Source organism: Streptomyces sp. NPDC008163 (genome assembly GCF_042956885.1).
GTDB lineage: Bacteria > Actinomycetota > Actinomycetes > Streptomycetales > Streptomycetaceae > Streptomyces > Streptomyces drozdowiczii_A.
Map to the genome: position 1 here is coordinate 61941 of NZ_JBIBHG010000010.1, position 18326 is coordinate 80266.

General features: G+C 74.9%; 1 protein-coding gene. It reads right to left on the minus strand.

All coding sequences use genetic code 11. The features are described 5' to 3' along the window. Positions 1-16: 16 nt before the first annotated feature. Complete coding sequence (locus ACFZAT_RS22345) at positions 17-18325, minus strand: hypothetical protein (RefSeq protein ID WP_391266194.1); 18309 nt, start codon at positions 18323-18325, stop codon at positions 17-19. Between the last annotated feature and the right edge of the window lies 1 nt (position 18326).

The window sequence follows — 18326 nt, forward strand, 5'->3', positions numbered from 1 at the left end:
GGGGCGGAGCGGACGGTCAGCCACCGGGCGGGGTCGTCGAGAAGCGGCGGCCGTCGAAGTACAGGCTCAGCGGGTCGCCCTCCTCCGGTCCGAACGCACGGACGCCGTCGCCGGGGCCGAGCACCCGCACCGGGCGTCCGGCCTCCCGGGCGACGAGCGCGGCCAGGGTTGCCACGTACGCCGGGGAATCGGGGCGTGCCAGGACCAGGGCGAGGCGCGCGAGGTCGTCGAGCCCGGCCTCTTCCACGGTCACCCGGCCGCTCTGGAGGATCGACTGGGCGCGCAGCGCGTCGGTGAGGGCGCCGATCCGGTCCAGATCATCGATGCTCACCAGCGTCTCACCCGAGGGGAGTTCGGCGTCCTCCGGGGCCCTGCGTGCCGCCACGTCCGTGCGCGCCCATGCGCGCAGCGCGCCGTGCGGGTCGCGCGACCCGGTCCAGGCCGGGGCATCCCCCGAGGCGGTGAGCAGCCGGGACAGCGAGGCCACGAAGGAGTCCGGACGCTCGCCCCGGGGAACGGGCGGAGGGCCGCCCGCGTCCTCGGCGTCCTCGTCGGCGCTGTCCTCGTCCGAGCCGGTGTCGGACGCGTCGGAGTCCTCCTCGGTCCTGGGCGGCGCCGGCCGGCCCGTGCGGATCGGCCAGGCCGCCGGTGTGCGGGCGAACGAGCCTGTCGGGAGCCGCACCGTGCCGTGGCCCGCCGCCGCGCGCTCCGCCTCCAGAAGGGTCACGAGGTCGGTCAGGTCGTTCTGGGCGTTGCGCTGCCGGTCCGCCTGGCGGGCCTGTTCGGCCAGGGCTTCGCCGGCCCGGCGTTCGAGGCCGTCCACCCCGCGCTGGGCGGTGTCGAGCGCCGTGACCGCGGAATCGTGGCGTTCGGTGGCCGCGGTCAGCGTGTCGCGGGCCTCCTGGTCGGTCCGCGAAGCCGTCGTGGCCGTTTCGCGGGCACGGGTCAGGGCGGCCGCCGCGTCGCGCGCCGCGTCGCGGGCCATGTCGCGGCGGCGGGCGGCGTCCCAGGCGGCGTGCCGGGCGGCGTCGGCGGCACGCTCGGCCGCCTCGGCCTCCGTCCGGGCCGTCTCCAGCGCGACGCGGGCGTCGTCCCGGCGTACGGTGCGGCGGGCGACCGACCCGCCGGACCTGTCCGACCTGCCGGACCTGTCCGAACCGCCGGACCTCGAACTGCCGGACCGATCCGGCCTGCCCGACCCGCCGGGCCTCGAACCGCCCCGTGAGGCCGCATCGGTCACCGCCTCCCGCAGGCTGCGTTCCGTCGCCTCCAGGCGCTCCCGCGCGGCGCGGACCGCCTCCTGGGCCTCCTCGGCCTCCCGGGTCGCCGCCGTCGCGCGGGACCGGCGGTCCTCGGCGTCGGCCGTCAGCTCCGCGACACGGGTGCGCCGTTCCCGGTCGGTGCGTTCGGCGGCGGTGACCGCGCGCTCGGCGGCCGTCCGGGCGTCCCGGGCGGTCCGCGCGGTGGCGCGGGCGTCGGCGAGGTCCCGCCCCGCACGGGCCAGCGGGGGACGGGCCTCGTCCAGCGCCCGGCGGGCGTCGGGCAGTTCGGCCTGGACGGTCGCCTCTTCGGCGCGGGCCGTCTCCTCCGCGTGCGCCGCCGCGTCCAGCGTGCCGACCTGCGCCCGGACGGCCGCCCAGCCCGCGCCGTTCTCCTCCGGGCCGGCCGGTTCCGGTTCGCCGTCGGCGTCGAAGCGGCGGAAGCGCACCCCCTCGTCGTCGCGCAGTGCCAGCTCGACCGGCCGTCGCAGCAGCGCTGCCGCCCCGGCGGCGGCGTACAGCGCGCGGGCCGTCTGCCCGGGCCCGCCGTCCACGGCCAGCCATATCTGTACGCCGTCCACGGCCGCCCCGCCGTCCGCCCGGACGCCGTCCGCCAGCAGCGGCGGCAGATCGCGCAGCGGCACCGTGCGCCAGTCGCGCAGTACGGCGTCGGCGAGGGCGTCGGCCGGGGCGCCCGCCGCGTGGGCGCGGGCGTCGGCGGCTTGCCGTACCAGGGCGGCACCGTCGAACGTCCCGGCGTCGGTGCGCTCGCCGGTCACACCGAGGCCCAGCAGATCGCGCTCCAGGGGACGCATCCGCACCGTGCCCGTGACGTACCGCACGCCGTCCGGGCCGTGCACGGTGATCAGCGCGTCGGCGAGGATCTCGTGGCTGCGGGTGCCGCGCGAGCCCTCCGGGGCGCTGGTGTTGCCGTGTTTGAGCCAGTCCCGGCGGGTGCCGCTCACAGCGGCGCCGGGCCCGGGGGCCTGCGGCTGGCGGGCCAGCACCGGGACCGTGAAGTTGACGATCTGCCGGTTGTCGTCGGTGGCGGCGAGCCCGCCCTGTGCCGCGAGACCGGCGGTGACGCCCGCCTGCGAGGAGGACGCCGCGCCGAACGTGCTCAGCCGCAGCCGGTCCACCGTCACATCCCCCGTGTCGGTGACCGGGCGCGGACGGTAGAGCTCCACCGTGAGCCGGGGCGGGGTGTCCGGCGCGCCCTGGAAGGGGTAGGCGCCCGGCATCGTCGTGGCCGGTCCCGCCGGGCCGCGCGGGTGGTCCAGCGAGAGCGTGCCGGACTGGATCAGCTCGCCCACGCGCACGGCCGTGGCGTCCGCCGATCCGGAGGCGGTCAGGGAACGCCAGGAGCGGGTCAGCCCCGGGGCCACCTCGCCCAGCGCCGCGGCCAGTTCCGCGCCGCCGTCGAAGGCGTACACGGGGGCCGGGCCGTGCGGCACGAAGCGGTCCCCGGCGACCGCGGGCCGCGCGGTGTGCCGGGCCACCGGCAACGGAGCGGGCGCGGGGGCCGGTTCGCCGGTCTCGCTGCCGGTGAACCGGAGCGCGGCGGCGGTGTGCACGGTCGTGGTCCGCGCCGGCCGGCCGCCGAAGAGGCGCGCGATGCGGTCGGCGAGCGTGGCGTCCGTCTCGGTGAGGCTCAGCACACCGTGCTGGAACAGGCTGCCCGGCAGGTCGAGCAGCCACTGCGCGGCCGGGGTGGACCGCACCTCGGCCACCACCCGGTACGGCACGCCCTCGAAGTCGGCGGCGTTGTCGGTGCGCTGCCAGAAACGGTCCTCGGCGGAGCGGGTGACACGCGCCGCGTTGCCGCGCGTCGTGTCGGCGCTGATCAGCGCGCCCGCCCGGTCGGTGCGGGGGCCGCCGGTGGGCCGCGGGAGACGCGACTGGAGCTGGACGAACCCGGCGTGCCGCACACTGCGAGCCGTCCGGTCGGTCACCGAGGAGGGCACATGGCCGAGGAACTGCTCGATGCCCGAGCCCGACGCCGCCGGGTGTCCGCGCAGCGCCCGCAGCGCGTGGTCGTCGGCGTCCGGCTCGGTGCGCAGCGTCACCTCCACCAACTGGGCGCCGCCGTAGCCGAGATAACGGAACCGGAAGCGCTGCACGTGGCCGGGGCCACGACCGGCGAGGGTGCGCAGTCCGGCCGTCGAGGACAGGTCCGCGACACGGGTCGCCACACCCGGGAGGTGGGAGGAGTGGCCGGGCCGGGTGACGCCGGGCGCCTCCGCCTCGATCAGCGCGAGAAGCCGCCGCCGCAGCACGTCGGGCCGCTGCACCGTGCGCGTCGCGTCGGTGAACTCGTCCACCGCGAGCACGCTGCCCAGACCCACTTCGCGGGATGCCGTGAACCGGCGCGGCAGCGGCACCGAGCCCGCCGCCGGGTCCGGTACGGCGAGACCGGCCACGCCCGCGAACCACGCCGCGTGCCGCCGGATCTGCGCCGGGGTGGCCAGGAACCGCACCCCGTCCGCCAGGTCCACCGCCACCGTCACCGCGCGGCCCTCGCCCTGCCCGAACGCGTTGCCGACGACGTTGCGGCGGCCCCGGCGGAAGGTCACCAGCAGCGTCGCGTCTGCGGTGATCCGGTGCTGGGTGCCGCTCTCGGTGGCGGTGCGGTAGGCGGTCGTCGTGGAGCCCAGCGCCCGGGACCGCTCGCTCCGGGCCGTACGGGTGTAACGGCCCGACGGGTTCAGCGTGCTCGGCCGGGACGCCTGCGGCGCGCTGTCCTCCTGACCGGTGCGGTCGGCGCGGGTCACCAGGACGTCGTCGAAGTCGTTGCCCGCCGCCTGGTCGGCGGCCGGTGTCTGCGCCGACGAGGTGTTGCGGACCGCGCGGAAGCCGCCCGCCCACTGCGAGGTGCCTGCCACGCCCCGCTGCTGCGCCGCCCCGTCGGTGGCGCTCAGACCGGTCTCGAAGTACTGCGCGAAACCGTCCGTCGCCCTCGGCCGCCGCAGCACGCCGCGGATCTCCACCGACAGCACCTCGTCCGAGGCCAGCCCCGGCAGCGTCAGGCCCTCCACCACGTAGGCGCCCTTGAACACCTGGTGCCCCCGCGCCAGGAGCGCGGCGGGGCTGCGGGCGGCGGACAGCATCTCGGCCGCCACCGTCGTCGGATCGGTGGCGGCCGCGCCCGCCAGCGACTCGCCCAGCGCCCGGCCGGCCCGCGCCACCGGACGCGGGGTACGCCCGGCGACCGCGTCCCGCACGTCGTCCAGCAGACCGCGCGCCGGATGCCCCGGATAGGTGTTGCCGAGCACCGCGCGGAACGCCGAGTCCAGCGCGGCGGACGCCCGGAACACCTCCATGACCGCGTCGTCCGGCAGCAGCACGGTGTCCGGCAGCGCCCCGCCGTCCTCGTCGGTCAGGCCGAGCAGGTCCCGGTCGGCGTCGGTGGCGGCACGCAGCACCGGCGCCGGGGGAGCCGCCGGCACCGGCGCCCCGGCGGGAAGCGTGCGGTGGGTCGGCACCGAAAGGCGCAGTGTGCCCGGCACCCGGTCCGGTGGCGGGCCCGCCGGCTCGGCGGGCGGGGCGCCGTGCGGTACGAACGGCACCGCCACCGTCTCGTGCGCGAAACGCACCGACGGCTGCTCGCCAGGACCCTCGTACAGGTCCAGCGCCAGATCGGCCGGCACCTCGAAGACCTCGCTGCGCTGCCCGGCCCCGCTCCCGATGAACAACTGGTCGTGTCCGACGCCCAGTTGCACGCTGTTGTCGTGCCGCACCTGGTGGCCGCGCACATAGTCGCCGCTGCCGCCCAGCGTCCACGACCCCTTCGGCAGCCCGAACGAGCCGCCACCACCGTACGAGAGCCCGTACGACGAACCGCGATGGTCGGCGCCCGCCGCCGACAGCGACGCCACGCCCATGCCCTGCACGTCCGGCAGCACCCGGCTGTGCACGCTGCCGCCGTCGCCGCGCACCGCGCTGAGCACCAGCCGCACCCGCCGCGCCCCGGTCGTCGTCGGAATCTCCAGGAACAGTGAGTGGCCACCGTCCAGCATGGCGTCCGTGGCGGCCCGCTGCCCCACCTCCGAACGCCCCTCCTCGAACCGGCGCAGATTGTTCAACCGCGCCTGCACCAGAGCCTCGTCGGGCAGCACGCGATGACGCCCCGGTGTGTCACCGGGCAGGAAGCCCTCCCGCCGCAGCCAGTTCTCGGCGTGTACGAAGAGCGGCGCGGCGCCGTCCACGGCCAGCGGCGTCGCCGTGGTGCCGACCGATCGCAGATGCTCCAGCTCCGCGGGCAGCCGCCGCAGCTCCTCCGCCGACGGCACGTGGCCGTTGGCGTCCTCGGCCGTCAGCAGCCGCAGGTGCATGCCGCGCGGCCAGGCGTCCGGGGCGAACTCCCGCCGCCCGCCGCCCGGCAGGTGCAGCACCAGCGTGTGCCGCACCTCGGCGGGGGCCAGCAGGTGGCTGCGGTTGGTGCGCACCGCGTGCATCAGCGCCGTACTGCCGCTCTGCACCAGTTCCTCGTGCGTCCCCGCCTGTGCGGACAGCCGCCCCAGCACGCCGCCGCCGGGCCGGTGCGTGGCGTCCGGATGCCCCTGCGACCGGTCCGCCGTGAGCGCCGGTCCGGCGCTCGCGGACAGGGAGAGGCCGCTGCTGAACCGCGACTGCGAATCCAGCTTGACCACCTGGGTCAGATGGCTCTCCAGGTTGATCTTCCCGGCCACGCTGCGCCGCAGGGGTTCGCCCACGACGACCTCGGTCCGCAGCTGGAACATGCCCAGGGCGCGCCCCGAGGCGTCGAGCAGCACCGGTGAGAACACCCCCCGGTCCCGCTGCATCGGCAGGGTGCCCCGCAGCAGCGGCTCCGACAGGAACGTCTCCAGCTCCGCCGCCGAGTCCTCGTCCAGTGTGCCCAGCTCGGTGCCGAAGAAGCCCAGCGCCTCCGCGAGCAGCCGCTGCGGCTCGGCGACCGTGTCCACGCCCCACACCGGCAGGTCGTCCAGTCCGGCCGCCTCCGGCAGCTCCTCCGCCTCGTCCCGCGCCAGGTGCTGCGGGAACCAGAACGTCACCGGCCCGTGCGCCCGCGGCGGCCCCCAGGTGACCGGCGGCGCCAGCCGCGGCGCGTCCACCCGTACCTCCCACGAGGCCGTGAAGTCGTACGGCTCCGAGGGCTCGTTGCTGCGCTGCGCGGACGTCGTCTGCACCACCGTCGTCACCGACGACGTCGAGGACAACTGGTTCAGCGTCATCGCGAGCGTCAGCGCCACATCGACCCCCCGCACCGGGATCGCCCGCGTCACCGGGAACAGCCCCGTCCACGGCAGCAGCAGGGTGCGGACCGTGCCCGACGCCTCCGCGGACACCGACTCCTGGGTGCCGATGCCGCGCCGCTCCACGCGCACGTCCCGCTCGGCGCCCTCCGTCCGTCCGTACCGCGCCGACGCCATCGGGTCCGACAGCCGCATCCGTACGTCCACGGTCCGGTCGCGGCCGTCCACCCGGACGGTGAACCGGAAGCCCAGACTGCCGCGCACATAGGGCAGGTTGAGGATCAGCTGCTCACCGCTCGCCACCGTCCGCAGCTGCTCCCGCACCGGGTGCGTGTCGGGGACGTCCGCCAGTCCGAGGGCGCCCATCACCTGCTGGTGCAGCCCGTCCACCACGGCCGGTGGCAGTGGCTCCAGGTACACCAGGCCTACATTGCCGTCCAGTTGGGCGCCGTAGGCGAGCACGTAGGAGGAGGACGGTGCGGGCACGGGCGCCCGTGAGGTGGGCCAGTCGGGGGCCTCGGCGACCGGGATGGGCGTGGTGTCGGGCTCGGTGGGGGTCTCGGTGGTCGCGGGGGTGTGGTCGTGGAGCTGCGGCCCGGAGTCGGTGACGTTCTCGATGGCGGCCAGGTAGCGGTGGGGGAGTGGCGCGCGGGTTTCGGTCGTGGCCATGAGGCCGTCGGTGCGGACGGCGGTTGCGTCGGGGTGGTTGCGGAAGAGGAAGTCGTTGTCGCGCTGCTCGTCGGGCAGGCCGAGGTAGTGCAGGAGCTCGTGGAGGAGCTGGCTGTCGGTGTGGTTGAGGTCGAAGTGGACCTGGTCGGGCCGTGCGGGCTCGTCCGTGTGCGTGAGGGCGATGGCCTCCGGATGCTCCGGGCTGTCGACGAGGTTGACGTTGACGTGGAGCTGGTCGCCCGAAGTGGGCAGGGCGTAGCCGGTGTTGAGGTGGTGCTCCACGAGTTGCCCGAGGCGTTGCGCGAGCCGGGCGGTGTGCTGGGGATCGGCCGCGTTGACGGGGAGGTTGAGGGTGTAATCGCGTACCCATTGCCCGCTCGGGGCCTGGATACGGCGGATCTGGGCCCGGACGAGGGTGGTGGCGCCGGAGAGGAGTCCGGGCCGGGGGGCGTCGGTGAGCGGGTCGGCGTGCGGGTCGAAGCGCTCGGTGCGGAGGGTGGCGGGGCGTGCGTGGGGGCGCAGGTGGTGCCAGGTGCCGGGGTGCGCGGGCCGGGCGACGCGGGGTGCGGGCCGGTCGTCCCGGGGGTCGCGGCGGGGCGCGGGGCGTCGGCGTCCGGCGGGCCGGGTGCTGGGTGCGTCCTGCGGGCCACGCGGCGCACTGGACGTCGGGATCGCGGTGAGCGGGGCCGCGTCGCTGGCCGTGTAGTGGTTCAGTCCCCAGTAGTGCACCTCCAGGACCCGGCCCGCGGTGGGTGAGCCGACGCGGGTCACCGTGCCGAGGCCGGTCGTGGGATCGGGCCGCAGCACCTCCACCGTGACGCCGAGGGTGTCGGCGAGGAGCGGCAGGAACATCTCGCCCTGGTCGCTCTGCCAGGCGCCGGACCAGTTCCGCACCGCGGCGAGGGCGTGATTCAGCTCCTCGTCCGTGAAGGGGACGGTGCTCTCGGTGTAGGCGGAGTCGATGACCTGACGGAGCTGGGCGTCGTCCAGTTCGTCGAGGGAGGGCAGCCGGCCCGTGTCGCGCAGGTGGTTGAACATCTGGATGACGCCGGGGTCGGCCGGACGGTCGGTCACGCCGTCCTCGGTCAGCGCGGCGTCGAAACGGGCGTTGAGGTCGTTCAGCTCCTCCGGCCGGCGCACCCCGTCGATGCCGTAGCGCCTGGCCGTCGCGAGCAGTTGGGGCCGGTTCATGGCGGCCGTGGCCCGGGTGAAGCGCGGTGCCAGCGTCTGCCGGACCTGGCCCACCACGTCCTGCGGCAGCGGCCGCCCGCCTCGGTGCGCGTCGAGCAGCCGCTGTTCGGCCGCAGAGCGGAGGTGGTCGGCGGCGATCAGCAGGTGGTTGCGGGCCTGCCGGGCGGCGGGGGAGGCGCCGCCGCGGGCGGCCAGGCTGAGACCGGTGCGCACGTCGTCGGTGCGGCCCAGCCAGGCGTACGTCTCCGGGGCCTGGGTGCGCAGCCCGGGCACCCGCTCGCGCACGCGCTGCGGGTCGGTGCCGATGAACGTGTAGAGGATGCAGCGGCCGTCATCGATCGTGGGCACGGTGTTGCCGCGCGGCGCGCGTACCTGGAAGGGCTCGGAGAGGGGCGGCGGCGGTGCCGTGCTTTCGGGTTTGGATTCGAGCTTGGGCTCGGGCTTGGGTTCGGGCTTTGGCTCGGGCTTGGGTTCGGGTTTGGGTTCGGGCTTCGGCTTGGGCTCCGGCTTGAGTTCCGGCTTGGGCTCGGGGTCCGGGTCGGCGTCGGATTCGGAGCGGGCGTCGCCGTCCTTGCCGTCCTCGCCGTGCTCGGAGGTGCCCTCGCTCTTGGGCGGGAGCGGGGGCGTCGGGTCCGGCACGGTGATCGCGGTCTCCGCCTCGGACGGGTCGTCACGGTCGTCGGAGCGCGGGTCGGAGGCGACCGAGGCGGTGGAGTCCGACTCGGCGTCGGAATCGGTGCCGACACCGATGGCGGGGGTGTTGCCGGTGGAGGGCCCGGCCGTCCTGGGCAGCCCGGAGCCCGGCGGGTGAGGGGTCATGGCGGACAAGGACGTCCGCGAGGGCGGCACGGCGGCGGGCCCGTTCGCCAGGACCGGTCCCGCCGTCGCGGGCAGGGCCGTCTCCGCGTCGGCGCGTCGGGTGGCGGCGTCGTCGCGGCGGCCGAGGATGTCGTCCAGCGCGTGGTCGATCTCGCCGAGGCGCAGCTCGGCCCGGTCGTGCGACTCCTGCGCGTCCTGGCGGACCAGCTCGGTGTCGTCGGCGTGACCGCGCGCCGCGTCGGCGTCGGAGCGCAGGTCCCGTGCGGTGCCGCGGAGGTCCGGGAGCTGTGCCTCAAGCTCCTTGAGGGCCGCCTCGTCCCGGGCGAGGGAGATCTCGGACTGCCGGAGGTTCGTCCGGTCGAGCGTCGACTGAGCCTGGATCGCGTCCAGTTCCCCGTTGATCCGGTCGACCTCGGCGGTCGCGGCGTCGATCCGCTCGGTGAGCCGCGGGTCGACGGCCGGGGGTGTCGCGGGGGCGGCCGTGGGCGTCGCGGAGGTGCCGGGACCGGTGGCCGGGTCCGGCGTGGGGGGCGTGGCGGCGGTCTCGTTCAGGGCGTCGAGAGCGTCCTGCGCCGCTTTCAGGCCGGCGTCCAGACGGGTCTGCCGCCGCCCGCCCTCGTTGAGGGACGCGGTCAGCGCATCGACACTGCCGCGGGTGTCGGCGATGTCCGTGGTCAGCTTGTCGATCCGGCCTTCGAGGTCGCGGACGTCCTGCTCCGCCCCGTCGGCGTCGGTCTCCGCCGAGGTGGCCGCCCGGTCGGCGTCGACGGCCGCGGTGCGCGCGTCGTTCAGCGTCCTGACCGCGTCGCGCAGGCTGTCCACCGCGTCCGACCGCAGCTTCCGCATCTCGGCCTCGTCGGCGAGGGCCTGCGCGTGGTCGCCGTGGGCGCGGTGCAGATCGTTCGCGACGGTCTCGAAGCCGGACCAGGCGCGGTCCAGCGCCGGATCGCCGATGGGCGGCGCGCTCTCCGTGCCCGGCACCGCGGAAGGGGCCGGGGTGGTCCTCAGGGCACCGTCCGGGCCGAACGACCAGAACCGCAGTCCTTCCGGCCCACGCGTCACCAACTCCACCGGACGCCCGGTCAGCCGGGCGGTACGGGACGCCCCGTACAGCGCGAGGGCGAGCCGGGAGCCGTCCCGGTCCGCGCCGGTCGCCAGCCAGAACTGGTACCCGTCGTCGTCCGGGTGCACCCCGGCGACCAGGGCCTCCGGCAGGTCGCGCGGCGGTGTGGACGCCCACTGCCCCGGCGTGGTGCCGGTCTGCGCGGCCAGCAGCGCGGGCAGGTCGTAGACACGCGGGAGCGGCCGGGGCGGGGCGATGCCGTGGCCCAGCGCGTCGCGCTCCTCGATGCGGAGGGTGGCCGTACCGGTGACGTGCCGCACCCCCTCGGGGCCGCTGACCTCGATGTGCACGTCCGCCTGGACCTCGTACCCACGCGTTCCGCGCCCCTCGGCCGGGGCACTGGTGCTGCCGGTCTTCAGCCACTCGCGGCGCCCGCCGGAGACGTTGCCGCCGAAGTTGCCGGGGTCGACGGGCCGTTGCAGGACGGGCGGAGTGGCGCCGAGCAGATTGCGGTCGGGGTCGTCGGCGCTCAGCACGAACGGCAGGGACAGGCCGAGGGCGGTGTCGTTGCCGGACACCGTGCCCGAGGTGTCGGTGACGATACGCAGCCGGTCCACGGCGACGTCGCTGCTCTCGGTGACCACCCGGGGCCGGTACAGGGACACCGTCAGGGTGGGCCCCTCCGGGGAGTCCAGGAGCGGGAAGGCGCCCGGCACGGCCGGCAGCATGCCGCCGGCCTGACGCGGGTTGTCCAGCGTGATCGAACCGGCCTGGAGCAGTTCCCCGAGGCGTACCGAGGCGTTCTCGTCGGAGGTGGACGCGGGTTGCGCGCGCCAGCCGCTGCCGGTGGCCGGCGCCACCTGGCCGAGGGCCGTGTAGAGCTGGTCCCAGGCGTTGAATCCGTACACCGGGGTGTTGCCGGTCGGGTGGAACAGCCCGTCGTCGCGCAGCGCGGGCTGCGCCGGACGCGGATCGGCCCGCGTCACCGAGACCGGGACCGGCAACGGGTTGCCGCCGCGCGGGTCGGCCGTCTCTCCGCCCGCGAACCGCAGGCTGACGTGGGCCGGGACCCGGGTCCGGCCGCCGATCTCGCCGGCCAGGGTGCGGCTGATCCAGCTCCGGGTCTGCGAGTCGGCGTCGCTCCAGGCGATGAAGCCGCGCTGCACCAGCGCGCCCACCACGTTCGGCGGCCAGTCCGTGACCCAGGTGGAGCGGACGGTGGCGACCAGTTCGTAGTCCAGGCCGTCGAAGTCGGCGGCGTTGTCGGTGCGCAGCCAGAACCGGTCCTCGGCGGTGCGGCCCCGCTTGTCGGTCTTGACACTGGCCGACGTCCACTGGACCGAGGGGCCGAGCCGGTCCGTGCGCTCGTCCGCGTCGGGCCGGGTGAAGCGGGCCGTCGGATTGACGGTGACCCGGTGCTGCCGGCTCACCGTGTCCGCCGTGGACCGGCCCGCCGGGGTCTGCGACGTCCAGCTCTCCAGCCCCGACTTGTCATCGGGGACGGCGGTGCCGCGGCGCGTACCCCGGTTCGCGGCGGTGGTCGTGGGCCGGGCCGAGAACGTCACCTCGACCAGCGCCGCGCCGCCGAACCGGTGGTGCCGGAAGCTGAACCGGGCCTGTCCGCCGCCGCGGCCGATCAGCGCGCGCTTGCCCGCGGTGCTCGTCTGGTCGGCGATCAGGGCCGCGACGCCGGGGAGGTAGGAGGCGTGGCCGGGGGTGGTGGCGCCGGGTGCGTACCGGTCGAGGAGGCCGCGCACCTCGTTCTGGAACCGCTGGCGCTGCGCGGTGCCCGGCCGGCCGGCCGGGCCCAGCTCGGTGACCGAGGTGACCGAGGCCAGGCCCAGCGTCCCGTCCCGCACATAGCGGCTGGGCAGCGGCGGGCTTGCCAGGCCGGTGGGCGGCACTGCGGCGGGCAGCCCCTCGACGCCGCCCATCCACTGCCGGTCGCGGCGCAACTGGCTTTCGGTCATCAGGAATTGGAGGCCCTGCGGCACGTCCACGGCGAGCTGGACGGTGTGCCCGTTGGTGTAGCCGACGAAGTTCGCGAATGCGTTGCGGTGCCCGGAGCGGACGGTGATGACATAGGTGAGGTCGGCCGTGACCCGGTGCTGGATGCCCGTCTGGGTCGGCACCCGGTTGGTCGTCGTCGTACTGATCGAGGTAGCGGACTTGTCCGCCTTGCGGTCGTACTGGTAGCGCAAGGACGGGTTGAAGCGGGACGGCTGCGGGGTCTCGGACGTGCTGGGCTGCGGTGTGGAAGTGGCGCCGTCCTGCTGCTGGTTCGGCTCCGGACCGGTGGCGGGTGCGGGCGACTTCGGGTTGTTCTGTGTCGCCGTGCCCGCCAGCCCGAACTGGTGCGTCTTGCCCAGGCCCTTGAGCTGCTGCGCCGAGTCGGCGGCGGAGACGTCCGACTCCATGTACTGGCTCGTGCCGGACACGAGCCGCGGGTGGTGCGCGACGGCCTGGATCTCCACGGATATCTGCCCGTCGGCGCCGAGACCCGGCAGGGTCAGTCCCTCCACCACGTAGCTGCCGCCGAGTATCTGCTGTCCGCGCGCGACCAGCGAACCGGGTGAGAGCGCCGCGGTCCGGGACTCGGCGGCCACCGTGGTGGGGTCGGCGAACGGGTTGCCGGTGATCGAGTTGCCGAGGAACCCGGTGAAGCGGCTCAGCAGCGAGGGCGCCGGGGTGAGGGAGACCGCACCGGGAGCCGGAGCGGTCGTGCCGGTGGCGGGCGCCGTGCCGGTGACGATGCGCTGGAAGGCGTCCTGGAGTGCCGCCGAGCCCCGCATCACGTCCACCAGTGCGTCGTCCGGGACCCGTACCACGTCCGGGCGCGGCCGGCCGGAGCCGTCCGTCAGCGCCAGCCGGTCCCGGTCGAGCCGCGAGACCGGGCGTACGGTGAACGGCTCGCCGGCCGGCACCGGCGCCGGGGCGTCCAGGGTGCGGCCGTGGGGCACGCCCAGCCGGACCGTGCCCGGCACCCCCGCCGGCACGGTGCTCGGCGCGGACTCCAGGTCACCGGGCGGGTGCGGGCGGGGCTCCGGGGTGCCGAAGCGGACCCGGGGACCGGGGCCCGTGCCCTCGTACAGATCGAGCGTGAGGCGGGCCGGCACGTCGAACTCGTGTGCGTCCTGGCCCGAGCTGATGAAGAACTGGTCCTGCCCGACCGTGGACGAGGTGGTGTTGCCGAGCGAGGCGTTGCCGACGTACTGGTAGTCGCCGGTGCCGCTCAGCGTCCAGGAGCCGTTCGGCATGGGGATGCTGGGGCCGCCGCCGAAGCCGAGGCCGCCGCTGTAGCTGTTGCCGAGCCTGCCGTTGCCGCCGGCTGTCGAGGACGACACGCTGATGACGGCGATGCCGGGGAGCACCCTCCTGTGTACGGGCGGCCGGTCGGGGTCCACGGTCGCGCCGAGCATCAGCCGCACCCGGCGCCGCCCGGTCGGCGAGGGTGTCTCCAGGAACAGCGAGTGGCCACCGTCGATCATGGAGTCCGTCGCACCCCGCAGCCCCAGCCCGGAGCGCAGCTCCTGGAGCCGCCGCAGGTTGTTCAACTGCGCCTGCACCAACGTTTCGTCGGGCATCCGGCCCCGGCGCGGCGCGCTCGCGGGCGGTGGCAGGAACCCCTGGTCGCGCAGCCACGTCTCGGCCTCCGCGAACAGCGGGGCCGTGCCCTCCACGCCGAGCGGCGCCGTCGACTGCCCGATCGAGCCGAGCGATGCCAGCTCGGCGGGGAGCTGCCTGACCTCGGACTCGGCCGGTGCGTGGCCCCGGGCGTCGTCCGCACCGAGCATGCGCAGGTCGAGGCCGTGCTGCCAGGTTCCCGGCGCGTACGAGGCGGTGCTCCCGTCCGGCCGGATCAGGGTGACGGTGTACGAGACGTCGGCCTCGGTCAGCAGATGGCTGCGGTTGGTGCGCAGCGCGTGCACGGAGGCCGCCGAGGAACTGGTGCCGAAGGCGTTCTGCGCCCCGAGCTGGAGGGTGCCCTTGCCGCTGAGGCTCCCGCCGATGGAGCCGGTGGCGTCCGGGTGGTCCCGCCGCGGATCAGCGGTGAAGGACGGGCCGATGCTGCCGGCGAGGGCGACACCGCTGCTGAACGCGGTGTTCTGGTCGTTCTTGACCGTGGTGACGAGGTGGCTCTCCAGGTTGATCTTCGCGTCGATGCTCTTGGCGACCGGCACGGTCGGTGTGACCCGCGCGTCCAGCCGCACCATGCCGACGGCCCGGCCGTTGCCGTCCGTCAGCACCGGCGAGTACAGCCCTCCGTCGCGCTGCATCGGCAGAGTGCCCCGCAGCACCGGTTCGGAGAGGAAGTCGGCGAGCTGCGAGGAGGAGGTGGCATCGAGGTCGGCGCGGAAGTGCGCCGCCGCGCCCTCGTACAGCCGCCGGGGGTTGAGCACCGAGTCCACGCCCCACAGCGGCAGGTCGTCCAGGGCGGCCGGGGTGGGCAGCTCCTGGGCGGGGTCGGCGTCCGCGTCCACCAGGTGCTGCGGGAACCAGGCGGTGACCGGCCCGTGCCCGCGTACGGGCGACCAGCCGTCGGCGGCGTCGCCGTCGGTGGCCGGGGCGGTCGGCGGGGCGGCGTCCACACGGACCTGCCAGTCGCCGTCGAAGTCGTAGGCCCGGGACGGTTCGGCGCTGCGCTGGGCGGTGGTGGTCTGCGTGACCTGGGTGACGGTGACCGAGCCGTCCGCCTGGTTGTGCGTGAGGGTCGCGGACAGCGCCATGTCCAGCGAACGGACCGGACCCGGCGCGGTGACCGGCAACGAACCCGTCCACGGCACCGGGATCGTCGAGAACGTGCCGGACGGCTGCGCCGAGACGTTCTCCCGGGTGCCCTGGCCGCGCCGCTCCACGTGCTTGTCGGGGTCACTGGTGTCCAGATCGCCCTGCCGCGCGGACGGCCGCCCCCCGTCCAGGGCCAGCCGCACGTCCACGCTCCGGTCGGTGCCGTCGACGCGCAGCGTGACGCGGTGGCCGCCGAGGCTGCGCAGATACGGCAGGTGCTGGGTCATCTGTGACGCCGACAGCACGTCCCGCAACTGGGCGAGGACAGGGTCGTCGGGGCGCGGGGCCGGCCGGCCGAGGGCGGTGATCACCTGTCGGTGCACGGCGTCCACCACGTCCGGCGAGAACGGTTCCATGAGGACGAGCCCGACCTGTCCGTCGTGCCGCCGCCCGTAGCCGCCGAGGTAGGAGGGGCGGGGGCCGCGTCCGCCCGTCGTCTCCGGCGCCGGGTCCGGGTCCGGATCGGGCAGGGGCGTGGTGTGACCTTCCGTCGTGGTCAGCGTCAGCTCCGGCACCACCGGCGGGGGCGCCGCCTCCTCGGAGGTGACGACGGGCGGGGGAACGGTCGTGTCGTCCGGGACCGGCGCGGACGTGGTGCTGATGGGGACCATCGGCACGGCTTCGGAGTCCGAGACCGGGTCGACGGCGGGCGCGGTGGTGGACGTTGTGGCGGGCGGGACGACCGGCGCCGGGGGGTCCGCGCCGAGGTCGCCGGTGACCGGCACGGGCGGCGTCGCTGCGTCGCGCCGCTCACCGCCGGGGCGCGGCCGGGGGGCGTCGGCGGGGTCGCCGACCAGCGTGCCGATGAGCTGGAGGTGCCGGGGCCGCAGCCCGCCCGGCTGCTGACCGGCCGGCTCCGGCGGGCGGGCGAGGGCGCCGGTGACCGGGGGCGCGTCACCCATCAGGCTCTCGTTGCCGCCGCGGTGCGGTGCGGCCGGGTCGAGGCCGCTCTCGTCGCGCAGCCCGAGCTGGTGGCCGATCTCGTGGGCCAGCGTCGAGTCGGAGATGTCCGCCGGCCACGAGTGGTGCGTGGTGGGCACGCCGTCCGCCGGGTCGGTCAGGGTGACGTCCAGGTGCGGCGTCTGCCCCTCGGCGGCCGGAACGACGGTGACGTGCAGCCTGCTGCCGTCGGGCAGGCGGTGGTCCGGGGCGTTGAACACCCTCCGCACGCCCTCTTCGAGCCGCTGGCGCACCCCGTCGGCCTCCGGGCCGAGCTGCGGGTCGCCCGTGACGCGATAGGTGACGGTGAGATCGGTGACGGGCTCGCCGCCGTGCGTGAACTGCCGTACGTCGAAGGAGGAACGCACCACGTACTGCGTCGGCCTGCCGTCCGGGCCCATGGGCCGCGAGACCGGGTCCACCCAGGTGTGACTCCGAGGCGTCGGCGTTGCCCCGTTCCGCGTCTCCCCGAAACTGCCCGGCGCGTGGTGGGACACCGGGGTGACGGGCGGCGCCGGGGTCAGGACCACCGGCTCCGGAACGGCGTTGACCACGGGCTCCGGAACGGCGTTGGCCTCAGGCTCCGGTACGTCGTTCCGTACGGGGTCCGGTGCTTCATTGCGTACGGGGTCCGGCGTCGGGTCCGGGGACGATGTGCGCACGGGCGACGGGCGCGGGGTGGGAGTGAGGTCCGGGGCGTCTTCGGGTGTGCCGTCCGGCACGGATCCCCGGGGGAGACCGGTCGGCGGCGGTGCGGTGCCGCCGGTGACGATCGGCTTGGGCGCTTCGGCGACCGGGTCGTGGGCGGAGGTGTCAGGGGCCGTCGTCGGCTTCCGGACCGCCGACGGATCGGTCACCGGGTGAACGTCGGGGTCGGTGACCGCCACGTTGCCGTCGAGGTCCGGGGCATCGCTGTGGACGTCCACGCCCTCGATCGTGACGGGGTCCACGTGCACGCCGTCGAAGTGCACGCCTGACGGGCCGTCGGCGGATATGTTCCCGCCGGTCACCGCAACGTCGAGGTCGGGGGACCGTGTCGGAGGCCGAACGGTGACCGGCCCGTTCCGCCCGCCGCCGGTCGGGGACGGGCCCGGCGTCGGCACACCCGCTCCCGGTCCCGGGGTGGGCGTGCCCGGACCGGGGCCCTTGCCGTCGCCGTCGCCGGGGCGGGGAGCGCCGTCCGCCGTGGAGTCGTCCGGTGTGTCCGGGAGGTGCGCGGTGTTCACGGTGGGCGGCTTGGTGAAGTTGAACTTGTTGCCCAGGGCGGACGCGCCCTGTCCCAGGTGCCGTTCGCTGACCGCGCTCAGCCCGCCGCCCAGGAAGGTCATCGGGCCCTCGACCGGGAGGTGGAAGATCGCTGCCGTGGCCAGCTCGCCCAGCGCCTCCGCGCCGCCCTCGGTGAGGAAGTGCCCGATGTCCTCACCGAACTCGTGCTTGAGCCGGTCCCCGAGGCCGGGGGGCGGGGTGGGGGGCGGCTTGGGCAGCGGGACCGGATTGGGCTTCGGTGCGGGGGACGGTTCGGGGCCCGGCTTCGGCGTCGGTCTCGGGTCCGGTGTGGGGGCCGGCTTGTCGTTGAAGTGATGGTGGTCGAACTTGTTGTTGAACTTGTCGCCGTTGCCGTCGATGTGCTTGAACGGGTTGTTCCCGTTGCCCCAGAGGTCCTTGAAGTTCTTCTTCAGGTTCTTGAGGATGTCGTTCAGGAACCCGTGGAACAGTCCGGTGAACGCGCCGAAGACACCGTCCTGGACGATCTGCGACCAGTCGAAGCCGTCCGGCCGCCGCCCCTTGGGTGCGCCCAGCATCATCGCGAGGCGGACCGCGAACGTCGTGAACGCCTCCTCGATCATCTCGGAGAGGGTCGGCAGCAGATGGGTGCGCTTCATCAGCCAGTCGAGCAGCGTGAGGATCGCCACCCGGCTGCGTGCCTTGGCGACCGCCGCCTGGCTGGAGGCCGAACCGCCGGTGAAGATGGACAGCGCCATGATGATGGCCAGCTCGATCAGCAGCCGGATCAGCTCGGCGATGATCTGCCACTTGGCCTCCATGATGTCCATGGAGGACTTGGTCCGTGCCTTCTCCAGGTCGTCGAGCTGGTCGGCGAAGTCCTTCAGGTAGTTCTTGCCGCCATTGTCCAGGAACAGGTGCATGGCCTTGACGTACTGACTGCCCACCTGCGGTGGCAGTGAGCGCCCCACGCCACCCGCGGTCTGCTCGATCAGGTCCGACAGGTCCCGCACCCGCCGCCCCAGCCGCCCGTAGGGCTTGCCGTTGGCGAAGGCCATGTCCTCGTCGGCCTGCAGCATTTTCTCACCGATCAGCACGAACAGCAGATTGTTCAGCTGCGGCGAAACCTGGATGCTCATG